This is a genomic window from Bacillus taeanensis, from assembly GCF_003318295.1.
Lineage (GTDB): Bacteria > Bacillota > Bacilli > Bacillales > UBA6769 > Maribacillus > Maribacillus taeanensis.
This window is the reverse complement of sequence record NZ_QOCW01000011.1, coordinates 63,567-77,838: the sequence shown is the minus strand read 5'-3', so window position 1 is coordinate 77,838 and position 14,272 is coordinate 63,567. Positions and strand designations below refer to the sequence as shown.

Genomic DNA, 14,272 nt, shown 5'->3' with positions numbered 1-14,272 from the left:
TTGGGGGTAAACAAGGCGCTTCCGCTTTTCTTATCCATTGAAACGTTCTAATTTAGTTTAATAGTCATAAAAATAGTGATAGAAAGGAGGGGCAATGATGGTTTATAAATTATTAGCGTTAGATGTGGGTGGGACACTGCTTCGCTCAAATCAACGACTTGATCGACAAACAAAAGAAGCGGTTGAATTTGTAAAGCGAAAAGGTGTGTATGTTACGCTGGTAACAGGGAGACATTTTACTTCTGCAAAAAAAATTGCCAAATCATTAAAGCTTGAAACGGCTCTCATTACTCATAATGGAGCCTTTACCGCAGCTTCTCTTGATGAGCCATTATATGAAAAACGGATGTCTTCTGATAAAGTATATGAAATTACATCCATACTTGATAAATATGATTGTCACATTCGAATTCAACATGAACGTTTTTCTGTTGGCAATCGTGTTCGGCAGCAAAACGGTCTTATTGCCAAAATGACATTAGGTGATCCTCTTTTTTATCCAGTTACGTTTGTAGACTCTTTAACTGAACATTTAAGGGAAACTCCGATTGCCGCTTCAAAAATGGATGTGTACTTTAAAAATAGTGAGGAACAGGAAGCGGCTAAGCGTGAATTAGCTGCTGTTATTAAGCATCTTACATTATCAAATAGTGAAGATGTTCACTTAGAGATTTTTGAGGGAAATGTCTCAAAAATAAGAGGACTGCGGCTTTTAGGAGAGGAACTCGGTATTTCCCTAAATGAAATGGTAGCTGTTGGTGAATCTCTTCATGACAAAGATATGATTGAGCAAGTAGGGTTAGGTGTCGCTATGGGGAACGCTCATCCTGAAGTTAAAAAAGCTGCAAAGTGGGTAACGCGTTCAAACGACCAATATGGTGTTTCTTATATGATAAAAGAAGTATTTCGCAAGCAGCTTCGTGTACAAATAAGAGCCAGGTGATTTTTCGCCTGGCTCTTATTTTAATTTTCCTTCATCAAACGTTTGTTTAATGAAGGGGTTGTCCTCTTTTTAGGGATAAAATAACAGATGTTTTTGCTGTTTTTTGAAACTTTTAGCTATCTCAATCGTTTATTAGAGAGAGGAAGAAGGGAGGAGTTAATGGTGGCATTAGAGTTAAAAAGTGTAACAAAAAAGTTTGGAGATTTTACAGCAGTAGACCATTTAAACATTACAATCACAGAGCAGCAAATATTTGGATTGTTAGGAGGAAATGGAGCAGGTAAAACTACGACATTTCGAATGATTTTAGGATTGATTGATCAAACAGATGGAGAGATTCTTTGGAACGATGAAAAAATTAGCTATTCAAAAAGTCATGTCATCGGTTATTTACCAGAAGAAAGAGGGCTCTACCCAAAGCTAAAAGTGAAAGATCAGCTTGTTTATTTAGGACGTTTAAGAGGAATGAAAAAAAATGATGTGATAAAGGAAATGAAATACTGGTTAGAACGATTTAAAGTGCCGGAATATGCAAATAAAAAAATTGAAGAATTATCAAAGGGAAATCAACAAAAAATTCAATTTATTGCCTCTGTTATTCATCGACCGCAGCTTCTCATTTTAGATGAGCCATTCAGCGGCTTAGATCCTATTAATGTAGAAATATTAAAAGAAGCGGTAATAGATTTGAAGGAACGAGGAACAACAATCTTATTTTCAAGTCACCGTATGGAACATGTAGAAGAGCTTTGTGAACAGCTTTGTATTTTACAAAAAGGAAAAACCGTTCTTTACGGATCTCTTGCTGAAATTAAACGTTCTTTTGGAAAAAAGAATTTAAATGTAAACGGGGAGTTTGACTTAACCTTTTTAAAAGATATAAACGGTGTTACACGTTTTCAGCGGTTAGCTGAAGGTGTTCGTTTGCAAATTGCAGAAGAAGCTGTGGCCCAAGAAATATTTAAGCACATTCAAGGTAAAGGATTTGTGCGAAAATTTGAAATTGAAGAGCCGTCCTTAAATGATATTTTTATTGAAAAGGTAGGGACTTCCTATGAATAAATTTTTAACAGTGCTGTTTCATACATATATAACCCGTATTAAAATGAAATCGTTTATTATTACAACACTGATTACAATTTTGTTTTTGTTTGGAGTTGTCAATTTGCCGACAATTATTAATACATTTGATGATAATAAACAAGATAAAATTGCAGTGCTTGATCAAACGAACGAACTATTCGAGCCTCTTCGTGAACAGCTTAAAACAAATGAAAATTTAGAGTTAGTAGACTATAAAAAAAGTGAAGCAGAAGCAAAAGAAGAAGTCGAAAAGGAGGTGTATAAAGGTTATTTTATTTTATCCTATTCAGAAGACGGGCTTCCAAAAGGGACTTATAAATCGTCTATCGTTGCAGAACAAACAGCTGTTTCTGAACTTGAACAAGCTTTACAGCAGGTTAAAGCAATGCTTGTTACGCATCAACTTGGTCTAGATTCTGCAGCCTTAGCTAAAATTTATGAGCCTGTTTCGTTTAAAGCGGAAGCTCTTCAAAAAGGAGCAAAAACAGAAGAAGAGTTAGATCAAGCTCGTGTAGTTGTGTATATTTTATTATTTCTGCTTTATATTTCAGTTATGTTTTACGGGACAATGATTGCAACAGAGGTAGCAACTGAAAAATCATCTCGTGTGATGGAAATTTTAATTTCGAGTGTTTCTCCTGTTAAACAAATGTTTGGAAAGATTTTTGGAGTGGCTTTAGTTGGATTAACACAGTATCTGCTCATTTTATTAGGTGGATTTTTAGCGGTGCAGAGCGTTTTAAGAAAGGAAAGTGAAAGCAGTGATTTTTTAATATTTTTAAACTTTGATGAACTTCCAGTTTTAGTGATTGTTTATGCCGTTGTTTTCTTTCTGTTAGGGTATTTATTATTTGCGACTCTATTTGCTATGCTCGGTTCTCTCGTTACTCGTGTGGAAGAAGTAAATCAGTTAGTTTCTCCTGTAACGATGATTGTTGTCGCGGCCTTTATTATTGCAATGTTTGGTCTTGGAAACCCTAATTCACCGATAATTACGATCACATCATTTATTCCATTCTTTACACCGATGATTATGTTTTTACGTATTGGAATGTTAAATATTTCTAGTTGGGAGATAGGTTTAAGTATTGGACTGTTAATACTAACAATTGTTTTATTAGGAATAATTGGAGCGAAGATTTATCGAGGAGGTGTGCTTTTATATGGGAAAAGTGCTTCATTAAAAGATATAAAAAGAGCGCTGCTGCTGGCCAAAAGAGAATAACCAAGAAAGGGCTCTGTCAAAGAATTGGCAGAGCCTTTTCTTCATAGACCATAATCCTTAACGCTCATAGAAGAAATTATTCTGTAATTAAGATAAAATAAAATTAATTGCTTTTTTGTACAGGAGGTTAAACAAAAAATGGATTATCATGTTCATCTAGTTGAAGATGAAGAAAATTTAGCTGAAGTATTAAAAGTTTACATGGAAAAAGAAGGATGGACCGTTACTGTTTTTCATGACGGAGAATCTGCAATGAAAGCGGTGAATCAATCTTGCCACCTGTGGGTGTTAGATATTATGCTTCCTGGAATTGATGGCTATGAAGTATTAAAAAAAATAAAAATGGACGGTGATACTCCCGTTATTTTTATTTCGGCCCGCGATCAAGATCTTGATCGAATCATTGGCTTAGAACTTGGGAGCGATGATTATTTAGCAAAACCATTTTTACCAAGGGAACTTATTATTCGAGCTAAAAAGCTACTCAACAGAGTATATGAACAGGTGATAGCGAAAAAAATGGAAGTATCCGGTTATTTAATTGATTCTCATAATCGGAAAATCTTTAATGGGAATGAAAGTATTGAGCTAACAACAAAAGAGCTTGATGTTGTCCTTCTTCTTGTTGAACAGTTAAATCAAACATTAGCAAGAGAAGATATTTTATATCAAGTTTGGGGCAGAGATTATGTTGGATCCACTAGAGCAGTTGATGACGTTGTCCGGCGTATTCGTAAAAAAATGCCGCGCTTAAATTTAGAAACCCTTTATGGTTACGGTTATCGGATTGTTTCATCATGAAGCAGGGAAATTTAACAAAAAGAATTTGGCTTTCGTTTATATTGTTAATTGTTTTTGTTGGTTTGTTAATTGCCATTATTTATCCCCTTTCTATTAAAGGAACCTTAACAGAAGAGTCTTATCAAATTATTGAGCAGGAACAACAGCTTTACATGACACCATATCTTGAAGAACTTCTTCCATATCAAAGTGAAAAAGATTTTATTGAACGCCGTGATGCTGCTCGTTCTGTCGGTCACCTGCTGATTGTTAATCAGTATAGACAAGTAGAAGGAGACCCGATTCCTGATAAAGTGCTGCAAGAAATGGGAAACCATGCATTTAAGCAGAAAAGAGAAGTTGTACGCTATGAACTTACTTATGATGAAGCAACGTTATTGTATGTAATTCGAAATGTTGAGGTTGGCAGTGATCGTCTCTATTTAGTTTCATATATGTGGGATACATATCGCGATCAAATGGTACAGCGGTTATGGCAAAGACTTCTTTTGATCTTATTAATTGCTATTTTTGTAAGTTTAATTCCGGCAATTTGGCTGTCTCTTTATTTACGTCATCCTCTTGCAATTTTAGGAAAACGATTTGAGCAAATTTCAAAACGAAATTGGCAGGAACCATTTCTATGGGAAGGGGATAAAGAGTTTGAAGTATTATCTCATCAATTTGAGGCGATGCGTCAAAATTTAATGCGCTATGATCAATCCCAAAAGACGTTTATCCAACATGCTTCCCATGAGTTAAAAACGCCAATTATGATTATTCAAAGCTATGCTCAGTCCATTCAAGATGGTATTTTGCCGAAAAAAACGATGAATGAAACAATGGAAGTTATTATTAGTGAAGCAAATCGTATGGAAAAAAGAGTGAAAGATATGCTCTATTTTACGAAATTAGATGCATTAAAAGAAGAGGAACCCAAGTGGGAAACGCTTCATTTTTATGAATTAACAGATGAAATAATTGAACGTTTTCAGTATCATCGAGATGATCTTTCATTTTATGTTAGAGGAGAGAATGCGGCATTTAAAGGTGATTATGAGCAGTGGCAAATTTTACTTGAAAATCTAATCCAAAATGCAATTCGATATGCAGAAGATGAAATTATTATTTCTGCTACACAGGCGGAAGGACAACTTGTGATTTCTGTACAAAATAATGGGGAGAAAATTCCTGAAGAAGACTTGGAACGATTGTTTACACCATTTCAAAAAGGAAATAAAGGTCAATTTGGCTTAGGACTGGCAATTGTAAAGCGAATTGCAGAGCTGCACAATGGTAAGGTAGAGGTGCGGAATATGGAGAGTGGTGTATGTTTTACAATTACATTTTCAAATGATTAAAGAGAGGACGAACAAGATGGTTTGTCCGCAGCTGCTGAGAATAAACGGTAAGGGAGGTGAGAAAAGTGAAAAATGAGAAAAAAATTTCAAATAAGTATCGCGGGCCGCTTGTTGTGCTAATGGTTAATTTATTTATTGTAATGACAGGTATTGGGTTAGTTGTCCCGATTTTACCTTATTATGTTCAATCATTTGATGCTGATGGAAAAGTGCTTGGTATGCTAATAGCAAGTTATGCGTTTATGCAATTTTTATTTGCACCGTTGTGGGGTAGGTTATCTGATAAATATGGAAGAAAACCAATGGTTGCAGTTGGAATGTTTGGTTTTGCCATTGCTGAGTTTATTTTTGCGTCTGCTTCAGGAATTTGGATGTTATTTTTATCGAGAATGCTTGCTGGAATCTTTGGTTCAGCTTTACTGCCAACCGCCATGGCTTATATAGCAGATATTACACCAAATGAAAAACGGGGACAAGGTATGGGCATAATGGGAGCGGCGATGGGGTTAGGCTTTGTAATAGGTCCTGCATTAGGCGGTTGGTTAGCAGAATATTCACTATCATTACCATTTTTTACTGCAGGTTGTGCAGGTCTATTAGGTGGATTAGTTGCTTTATTTGCTTTAAAGGAGTCGCTTTTAAAAGAGCATCGCATTCATTTGGATGAACGTGAAAATCAGTTTATCCAAATTGCTCGTGCCCTGAAAAGTCCTGTAGGATTCTTGTTAATTCTTGTCTTAATTTTAAGCTTTGGATTAGCTAACTTTCAGTCAATCTTTGGGTTTTATGCCCTTCGTAAATTTGGCTATTCTCCTTCACAAGTAGGCGTTATTATTACAATTGTCGGGCTTGTTGGAACAGCTGCTCAAGGGGCGCTTGTTGGCAGGTTAACAAGTAAGTTTGGAGAAGAGCGTGTTGTAACAGGTGCTTTATTATTAAGTGCTTTTGGCTTTATTATTATGACGTTAGCTTTTGATTTTATAACAATTTTACTTACTACTTGTACCTTCTTTTTAGGAAATTCTCTTTTACGCCCTTCTGTAAATGCTTTAATTTCAAAGCTTGCTGGAAACCGACAAGGCATGATCATGGGACTTAATAACTCGTTTATGAGTCTAGGCAATGTGATAGGTCCATTAGCTGCAGGAGCATTATTTGAAGTGAACATTCACATTCCCTATTTGTTGGGTGCTTTTGTGATGGTGATAGGATTTATTGCAACAAAACGATGGATTTCTAAACATCCAAAAAAAGAAGTTGTACAATTTTAATAAGCAATTTTTAGAAAAGAAAGGAGAGCTGACAGGTGTTTGCGATTATTTTAGATGAAAACAATAAAGAGAATGTTCGTGCCGATCTAAACCACATAGTTAAAGAATTGTCATTAGAAGATGATGTTTATCAAAACGTTGAGCTGTATTGGGAAAAAGTTGAGGATTATTATCCTATTGGTTTTATTGATAACGGAAAATATTTAGGCTTTTGTTTGCTTCAATATAGTGCAGCTGAAAAGGTTTTTTTTATTCAAGTTTTTTACATAAAACCAAAGTATCAAGGTCAAGGGCTTGGAAGCAAAGCTGTCGAAAAATTAAAAGGTTTTTGTTTATCACTTGAGGAAAATCCTGTGATAAAAATTTCTTTTTCAACAACGTTAAGTGAAGCAAATCTGTTTTTTGAAAAACAAGGATTTGAACTGGAAAATCAGGAAAAAGATAAAAGCGTTTATGTGTACGGGCAAAAATAAAAAATAGGTTATGTGCTTATTTTCAAGTACTATCCGAGGCATATTCTCCTTTTAATCGTCATAACTTAGAAGCAACAAGGCTTGTCTTTCATTAGAGAAATGGGGGAATATAAACATGCGCGGAATGATGTTAGTCCTTGGTGCTTTTATTATTTATATTGCTGTAAGATTTTCAGAATGGTTAGGAGCAGTAGGAGAGTTTGCTGCTTCACTGCCGTGGTGGATTTATTTTGTGTTAGCGGGAATTATTTTTAGTGGTTATAAAGTAATTTTAGAAACTGTAGAAGAGAAGAAAGTGGATCAACAATTTATTGAACAGGAAGGGAACATATACATTAGAAGAATGGAAGATGAGAAAAAGCGTCGTACAAGTTCTTCAAATAAACAATAAAGGACACGAATTCGTGTCCTTTATTGTTTACTGCTGTTATTTTTATTCTTCTGTTTCCTCTTTAGATTCCTCAGCTTCTTCTACTTTAAAGAGATCTTTAAATTGGTCGTCTTTTGCTTTAATGTTTGCATCTTTATAAAGTTGATTCATTACTTGGTCAATTGGTGCAGCATTTTCCTGGAGATAACGATCTTTCACATCATCTTTCGCTTCATCAAAAGACTTTTCAGTACGTTCTGTTACTTCAATGATATGGAAACCATACTGGGACTCTATAGGATCGCTAATTTCTCCTTTTTTCAACGAGAAAGCAGCTTCTTCAAATTCTTGTACCATTTGCCCTGGTTGAATTTGTCCTAAGTCTCCACCATTTGCTGCAGAGCCAGGATCTTGTGAGTATTCTTCCGCAAGTTTCGCAAAGTCACCACCGTCAGCTAGCTTTTGCTTTACTTCTTTTGCTGTCTCTTCATCTTCAACAAGAATATGACGTGCTTTTACATCCGTAAAAGTATCTTTGTTTTCTTCATAATAAGCTTTAAGCTTCTCATCTGTTACTTCAACATCTTTAGTGGCAGCTTTTACGGTAAGCAGCTGTTTGCGTAATTCATCTTTAAACACATCAACACTTTCATATCCATATGCTTGTAATGTTTGTTCAAATTCTTCATCAGATGAAAAAGATTCTTTAATTTTATCAAGTTCTTTATTTAATTCTTCATCTGCTACTTCAAAATTTTCTGTAAGAATTTTATTATCAACTAACTCTTTAATAACCTCGTTACCATAACGAGTTTTTAATTCTTCATAAAATTCTTCTTTTGTAATGTTTCCAGCTTCTGTTTCAACAATGACTTCTGATTCACTTCCATTACATGCAGCCAGCGCTAAAATAGATACAGAAGCAGCAAGAGAAAGCACCAACTTCTTCATTAACAAACACTCCTATATGATTAAGTTATTTTGGGTAAGCTTGTTTACACCATAATTACTATAACATAGAAAAAAGAGAAAAGCATAATTCTCTTTACAATTATGAGAAAAATTACATATTTATCTTGTGAAAATAAAGGAATTTTTAAAAACTTGGACATCAGTCTAAACAAAACGATCCAAGAATTTATAGTATATAGTGAAAACGCATAAAGGAGGGTTTTAAATGAGTCATGATGGTTATGGAAAAGGCTTTGCGTTAATTGTTGTGCTGTTTATTTTATTAATTATTGTAGGTGCAGCATTCTGCTAATAAAAATTGAAAGGACTTGAATAGGTAACAGCCTATCCAGTCTAAGAACAGATGCATAGAATAAAGTAATTACACACAAGGAGGTGTTTGTATGAGTCACGGATATGGCTACGGAAAAGGTTTTGCGTTAATCGTTGTATTGTTTATCCTACTAATCATCGTAGGTGCTGCTTGGCTGTAAGGTTTCGATAAAGTAGAGAGGGATGCCTTTTCCCTCTTTTTAATAAAAAGGAGGAGTTATCTATGGCTCATTACGGCTATGGAAAAGGCTTTGCGTTAATCGTTGTATTGTTTATTTTATTAATTATTATCGGAGCATCTTGGGTATAAGCTTAATTAGAACTTTTTCCATTACAGAATATATAAAAAGCAGGATAAATTTATCCTGCTTTTTGCTGTACATATTAAGTGAATAATACTTCTACAAACGAAGAGATAAGCAAAATAGTAATTAAAACATTAATTGTTCGAAAAACTTTTGGCTGGCGTTCCTCAGGGATGTTCTTTTGTAAACAGAGTGCATTTGTTAATGTATTAAAAACAAATAATATAAAGAGGGCGAAAAGAATAAAAAAGCTCAAATAAAAAATCATTATTTTACCTCCTATAAAAAGAAGTACAACTATTGAAGAGTTTGAACGAATGGTATAGTTGTACACATATTATGAAATATTGTATAACTAAAACATATAATGTTGCTAGTAAAATAGGGTGGGTGAGCATGAAAAACTTTTGGAAAATCGCATTTTTTTCGCTGCTTGCAGTTATTATTGCTGCTGTGACCAGCATCTTGTTATTAATTAATATGCATCTTCCAGATCTGGAAGAAATAGAACTATCTCAAAATAAGAACAGTCTAGTAGGTAATCCGATATTTACCATTCAAGCGAAAAAAGCAAATTTAAATCAGCTAATTGATGAACAGCTAGAACCTATGAATAATAAAGAGCAGCCAATTCGTTATACAGTTCTTTTAAAAGATCATGTTATTTTTCAAGGAAGTCTTACCGTTTTTAATCGTGAACTTGATTTCTCTATGCTGCTTGATCCTGAAGTGCAGGAAAACGGAGATCTTCTTTTAAAACAAAAATCATTTCAAATTGGTTTTTTAAAAGTTCCGAGTGATGAAGTGCTGCGTTTTTTACAAAAAAGTGCCTCACTGCCAGAATGGGTCATTGTACAGCCAAAAAAGGAAAGTGTATATGTGGCACTGACAGAATTAGAGTTTAAAGAAAATATGAGCATAAAAGCTAAACACATTGACTTAAAAAATGATCACATCGTATTTGAAGTATACTATTCAACTGAAAATACTACCAACTAATTTATTGTTTGTCTATAACGTTTATTATGACCTAGCCAATTCGTTAATTCAATCATAACGTATTAGAGAGTTTTAAAAAGTAAAAAAGCATTCAAGTGCCGCTTGAATGCTTTTTTACTTTATAACATACTTTTTATTAAAATATCAAAGCCCTCTTCATGATCTTCAATAAAAGAATGTTTAGGCGCTTTATATAACTTTAAAGCATAGATAAAGTCAATAATACTATAACCAAAATTAATCGCTGAAAAAATTGCAAAATAATGCATATAAGCAGGAATTAAAAAAGCTCCAATACATGCTAAAAGAGTAATTGAGATAAAAGGAAATAACACGACAATAATTGTTAAATTACGTGATAATGGACATGGGATACAGCAAGCCATTGTTGGACGATACATTTCAAGTCCAAACTTTATCTTTAATTTTGCCTTTTTACCCATTATCCACAATGGTACACAATGCATGAGTTTATGAAATGGAACAATAATTAATAAAAGGACAAATAAAAAGAAGAGTCCTTGATCTGCTAAGTGAGCAGAAGGATACAGCATACTGTATGTTAAATAGAAAACAGTAAAGAAAGAAAGAACGCCGAACAATGATAAGAAGATTATTCTTTCTGTACCATACTCTTTAATAATATTGACAGATTTCCAACAGTTCATTAAGTATCACCCTCTTTAAGAGGAAATAGTATAATTCCTTCAAAATTTATTTCCGTTAACAGAAACTACTCGTATACTTTACGCCTTTTTAAATGCAAAATCAACCGTTTTTTTTGAAGAAAAAAGTCGATTAATTTCACTTGATTTTTTGTGGGCAATTTCATGTCATTTACAGCAGGAAATAAGAGTGTTTATATAAAGGTTTTTTCTGTGATTATATAAAAAATATTAATATTGATATAGGTTATTTTAATGTCGAATTTTTATCGTAAATCTGTATAAATTAAAAAAATTTGAGAAATTCAGGCTTTTAAAAAGGTTTTTTTCGTTTAAAATGGAAAGTGTAGGATAGAGGAAATGGATGGAGCGTGAGAAAGAAAGTCATGGAATTTATAAATGAACGTTTCAAACAAGTACAATTTCAACAGGAACTTTTATTGAAAATGGTTGATCGAAGGAAGTACCCTTTTTATTCTCTTGTTATTGAAAGAGGGTTGGTAGAAGAAGAAATGAAAGAGGTACTTTCACTTTGTGAAGAAGTAAATAAAGGTTATGAAGAAATGAAAGAGGAAGGCTTTGTTTCATACCTTCCATTATTAATACACTTTGTAGGAATGCTGAATATAAAATTAGAACCAAAAGAAACCATCGAAGCACTATATTACCAAGGGTATTATCGTACTTTGATGGTTGAATTAAAAAAATTAGTTCCAAACTATTCGGATTAAATTGAGATTATTTACTTAGAAGATACTTCTTTTTTTTCAAATTCTTCTTTTTCTAAAACTGAATCAATTAAAAAATCATTTGTTTTATAGTCATCTTCAATTTTCTGAAACGATTTTTCAAAGATACTTGTGAAATCATCCCCATAAATTTCACGAACTACACACATTAATTCAGTAAATTCAGGAAATTTACCATATAAATTACGAAGCGGCAATGAACCATTCAATACACCGTCATTGGAAGGTTGATAACTTTCCAATGTGTTTAACAATAGTTCCTTGCCTTTCTCTGTTAAAAAGACATACGTGTTACGTTTATCATTTTCCTTCTTCGAGAATTTTAAGTATCCCCGTTCTTCGAGTTTCTTTGAAAAATTAAAGGCGGTTGAAACATGCATAACACCAAATTTTGAAATATCTGAGATCGATGCTCCTTCTAAGTAATAGGAGATCCAGAGAATATGGTGTTCATTGATGTTCAAACCATAAGGTTTAATCCAAGTTTGCCAATCCTTCTCCACTACTTTCCACAATGCTTTACTTAACTGCCCGACTTTGTGACTAAAGATCATCGCTTCTTTTAATGAATAGCTTTGCTCTTCTTTCATATAAGCCCCCCCCAAATTCTTATACCTATTATGCCAGTAAATCACTAAAGAATAAAGACTGTTTTCTAGTTTTTCAAAATATTATTTTATTTTAGAAAATAGAAAAAAAGCCCATCCTTTATTATTATTGAGTTGTAAACGGTATCAGCAGAAGTTTTCTTATATAGTTTTGTTTTGAAGATATGATAAAAAAATAAATGAAAAAGGCAAAGAGATCATTGGTGATCTCTTTGCCTTTCCTTTTACGATTCCTTTGTATTATTTTTATTCATTTGATCTGCGGCTTCTTCTAATTTTTGTTGAAGTTCTTCGAGGTCTTTTTGCAGCTGCTTAAGGTTAGGGTCAACGGATCTTTTCCATTCTCCCATAGAATCTTTTACTTCTGAGGAAAGTGTAGTAAATGTTTCTTTTCCTTCTTTTGAAAGGTTAACGATTTTATTTTTGAGATCGGTTGTTTCACTTTTAAATTTTGTAAGGGAAGCTTTAAACTCTTCACCTTTTTCTTTCATATCAGTTCGCAATTCCTTTCCGGATTTTGGAGCATTAAGAAGCACAGCTGTCCCTGTTAAAAATGTCCCAAATGCAAAACCGATAAGGTAAGATCTAGCTTTTGACATATGGATCTTCCTTTCTCTCATATTGTTTCTTAATACTTACTTCGTTTTATTTTATTAATTTCCTTTGAAAATGGGAATGAAACACATTGAAAATAAAGTTATGAATTGAAAACATTCTACATATTTATTACAAAGTAGTAAAAGGAACGGTTGTTTATTCTGGATAGGAAAAGGGGGATGAGAGTTGACTGGCATTATTTTTTTACTTATTATTGGTATTTTATGTGTATATGGAATGGTTAACCGCATGTTATATATTAAAAAATACCCATTTCGTACGCCAAAAGTTATTCAGCAGCGTCAAATTGCTGTTGCTGCAGGAATTTGTGGATTTATTATCTTATGTGTTGGAATGGGACTCTATTTCTTAGGATAGAGGTCTGTTTTGCCTATTTCTCCTTTCTCTGTTCTTTCATTACACTTGTTTTTATAATTAAGGTAATATAAGGGTAGAGGAAGGAGTGAGGCAGGATGATTGAAAAAGAAAAAGTTGAAACCCATTTTAAGAAAATGGAAAATAAAGCAAAAACGCTATCGGAAAATGAACAAAAAACAGAAGAGTTGACAGAGAAAGCAGCACAAAGGGCAGAAATGTATAAAGACAAAAGAGGTTTGGACAAGCTGGCATTTGACATAAAGGCGCTTACTCGTCTTGTGAAAAATTGGCGGCAGGGTGATTATAAACAAATCTCAAAAAAATCGATTGTTATGATTGTTGCGGGACTGCTTTATTTTGTAAGTCCTGCTGATGCAGTGCCGGATTTTCTTGTAGGTTTAGGTTTTGTAGATGATGCTGCTGTGGTTGGATTTATTCTTCAAAAATTAAAAGAAGAAATTGATCGTTATTTAAAATGGGAGCAGCAATAGAGTACGTCAAAGAAGATGTTCTAGTTTTATGTGACACTGTAAAAAGCACCACTCCTTTTAAACGGAGCGGTGCTTTTTAGCATTTAGTATGCAAGCTTTGAACGTTTCATAATTGTTTGTGTAATTGGATAAACAACTGCAATTGCTGCTGTATTTACAATCGTTGCTGGTAACACAACGGATAAAAACAGTGCAAGAAATGGGGCAGGTAAGCTTACAATATAGAAAGCTGCTGTTAGGAAGATCGTCCCGCTTACTAACGTTCCAACAGCGGCTAAAATAGCAGCTGTAACAGTAGAATAACGGAATTTGGTTATTATTAGTAACATGCCGAAGAAAATATATGCTGTCATCGTTTTGTCAATAACATTTGGTAATTGTCCGCCTGGAAAATTTGTTGTTGCAGCAGAGATTAATCCTGCTGCAAGTCCAAGCATAAGAACATGCTTTTTCTCCGGAAACAGTAAAATACCTAGGAACATCATCACGAGCAGCATATCAGGTTTCATTCCAAAAAAGAATGGTGGAACAACTGCATGTAAAACCACACCTATCCCTAACAGCAATGCCATAAATACTAAATTTTTTGTTTTCAACTCAATCTCTCCTCTTCTAAGCTAGGCTCTTTTACCTTCCAATGGTGCACTCATTGCCCACTGCGAAAGTTTCTGCTTTTATGATAACAAACTA

At 33.8% G+C, this 14,272-nt stretch carries 21 protein-coding genes; 15 read left to right on the top strand and 6 right to left on the bottom strand.

What is annotated here, in order from left to right:
- Positions 1-97: 97 nt before the first annotated feature.
- From DS031_RS11985 to DS031_RS11950, 8 genes are all read left to right on the top strand, one after another.
- Positions 98-943: an HAD family hydrolase gene (locus DS031_RS11985; RefSeq protein ID WP_113806318.1), complete on the top strand. Its 846-nt coding sequence runs from the start codon at positions 98-100 to the stop codon at positions 941-943.
- Between the two features lie 162 nt (positions 944-1,105).
- Entirely contained in the window at positions 1,106-2,005 is a 900-nt protein-coding gene (locus DS031_RS11980) for an ABC transporter ATP-binding protein (RefSeq protein ID WP_113806368.1), read from the top strand.
- Positions 1,998-3,251: an ABC transporter permease gene (locus DS031_RS11975; protein WP_113806317.1), complete on the top strand. Its 1,254-nt coding sequence runs from the start codon at positions 1,998-2,000 to the stop codon at positions 3,249-3,251. Before DS031_RS11980 ends, DS031_RS11975 begins: the two co-directional genes overlap by 8 nt.
- Positions 3,252-3,389: 138 nt before the next feature.
- Complete coding sequence (locus tag DS031_RS11970) at positions 3,390-4,052, top strand: response regulator transcription factor (RefSeq protein WP_113806316.1); 663 nt, start codon at positions 3,390-3,392, stop codon at positions 4,050-4,052.
- Entirely contained in the window at positions 4,049-5,392 is a 1,344-nt protein-coding gene (locus DS031_RS11965; RefSeq protein ID WP_113806315.1) for a sensor histidine kinase, read from the top strand. The genes DS031_RS11970 and DS031_RS11965 overlap by 4 nt, the downstream gene beginning before the upstream one ends.
- Positions 5,393-5,457: 65 nt before the next feature.
- Positions 5,458-6,663, top strand: coding sequence for an MFS transporter (locus DS031_RS11960; RefSeq protein WP_245947374.1), 1,206 nt, complete (start codon positions 5,458-5,460; stop codon positions 6,661-6,663).
- Positions 6,664-6,698: 35 nt separating this feature from the next.
- Entirely contained in the window at positions 6,699-7,136 is a 438-nt protein-coding gene (locus tag DS031_RS11955; RefSeq protein WP_113806314.1) for a GNAT family N-acetyltransferase, read from the top strand.
- 115 nt (positions 7,137-7,251) lie between these two features.
- A complete protein-coding gene (locus DS031_RS11950) occupies positions 7,252-7,527 on the top strand; it encodes a sporulation YhaL family protein (protein ID WP_281269120.1) in 276 nt (91 codons plus the stop codon).
- A gap of 42 nt (positions 7,528-7,569) precedes the next feature.
- Here the strand turns inward: DS031_RS11950 and DS031_RS11945 are convergent, their stop codons facing one another.
- Positions 7,570-8,457 carry a peptidylprolyl isomerase gene (locus DS031_RS11945; protein WP_113806313.1) on the bottom strand — a complete coding sequence of 296 codons (888 nt, stop codon included), beginning with the start codon at positions 8,455-8,457 and terminating at the stop codon, positions 7,570-7,572.
- 226 nt (positions 8,458-8,683) lie between these two features.
- Between DS031_RS11945 and DS031_RS11940 the strand changes: the two genes are divergently transcribed.
- From DS031_RS11940 to DS031_RS11930, 3 genes are all read left to right on the top strand, one after another.
- On the top strand, positions 8,684-8,770 hold the full coding sequence (locus DS031_RS11940) for a YjcZ family sporulation protein (RefSeq protein ID WP_113806312.1): 87 nt from the start codon (positions 8,684-8,686) through the stop codon (positions 8,768-8,770).
- A gap of 91 nt (positions 8,771-8,861) precedes the next feature.
- Positions 8,862-8,951 carry a YjcZ family sporulation protein gene (locus DS031_RS11935; RefSeq protein WP_113806311.1) on the top strand — a complete coding sequence of 30 codons (90 nt, stop codon included), beginning with the start codon at positions 8,862-8,864 and terminating at the stop codon, positions 8,949-8,951.
- A 62-nt stretch (positions 8,952-9,013) separates the two neighbouring features.
- A complete protein-coding gene (locus tag DS031_RS11930; RefSeq protein ID WP_113806310.1) occupies positions 9,014-9,100 on the top strand; it encodes a YjcZ family sporulation protein in 87 nt (28 codons plus the stop codon).
- Between the two features lie 74 nt (positions 9,101-9,174).
- Here the strand turns inward: DS031_RS11930 and DS031_RS11925 are convergent, their stop codons facing one another.
- Positions 9,175-9,363, bottom strand: a complete 189-nt coding sequence (locus DS031_RS11925; RefSeq protein ID WP_113806309.1) for a hypothetical protein — start codon at positions 9,361-9,363, stop codon at positions 9,175-9,177.
- A gap of 128 nt (positions 9,364-9,491) precedes the next feature.
- Here DS031_RS11925 and DS031_RS11920 point away from each other — a divergent pair, with 128 nt between their 5' ends.
- Complete coding sequence (locus tag DS031_RS11920) at positions 9,492-10,094, top strand: YpmS family protein (protein WP_181833129.1); 603 nt, start codon at positions 9,492-9,494, stop codon at positions 10,092-10,094.
- Positions 10,095-10,213: 119 nt separating this feature from the next.
- On the opposite strand, the gene DS031_RS11915 is transcribed toward DS031_RS11920, so the two are convergent.
- Complete coding sequence (locus DS031_RS11915) at positions 10,214-10,762, bottom strand: DUF3267 domain-containing protein (RefSeq protein WP_113806307.1); 549 nt, start codon at positions 10,760-10,762, stop codon at positions 10,214-10,216.
- 368 nt (positions 10,763-11,130) lie between these two features.
- Here DS031_RS11915 and DS031_RS11910 point away from each other — a divergent pair, with 368 nt between their 5' ends.
- Complete coding sequence (locus tag DS031_RS11910) at positions 11,131-11,490, top strand: DUF1878 family protein (RefSeq protein WP_181833128.1); 360 nt, start codon at positions 11,131-11,133, stop codon at positions 11,488-11,490.
- Between the two features lie 11 nt (positions 11,491-11,501).
- Here the strand turns inward: DS031_RS11910 and DS031_RS11905 are convergent, their stop codons facing one another.
- A complete protein-coding gene (locus tag DS031_RS11905; RefSeq protein WP_113806305.1) occupies positions 11,502-12,098 on the bottom strand; it encodes an HTH-type transcriptional regulator Hpr in 597 nt (198 codons plus the stop codon).
- A 242-nt stretch (positions 12,099-12,340) separates the two neighbouring features.
- Positions 12,341-12,715, bottom strand: coding sequence for a YtxH domain-containing protein (locus DS031_RS11900; RefSeq protein WP_181833127.1), 375 nt, complete (start codon positions 12,713-12,715; stop codon positions 12,341-12,343).
- A 184-nt stretch (positions 12,716-12,899) separates the two neighbouring features.
- Between DS031_RS11900 and DS031_RS11895 the strand changes: the two genes are divergently transcribed.
- Complete coding sequence (locus DS031_RS11895) at positions 12,900-13,091, top strand: hypothetical protein (RefSeq protein WP_113806303.1); 192 nt, start codon at positions 12,900-12,902, stop codon at positions 13,089-13,091.
- Between the two features lie 95 nt (positions 13,092-13,186).
- Positions 13,187-13,582, top strand: coding sequence for a YkvA family protein (locus DS031_RS11890; protein ID WP_113806302.1), 396 nt, complete (start codon positions 13,187-13,189; stop codon positions 13,580-13,582).
- A gap of 83 nt (positions 13,583-13,665) precedes the next feature.
- Here DS031_RS11890 and DS031_RS11885 read toward each other — a convergent pair whose 3' ends face one another.
- Entirely contained in the window at positions 13,666-14,178 is a 513-nt protein-coding gene (locus DS031_RS11885) for a tryptophan transporter (RefSeq protein WP_113806301.1), read from the bottom strand.
- Between the last annotated feature and the right edge of the window lie 94 nt (positions 14,179-14,272).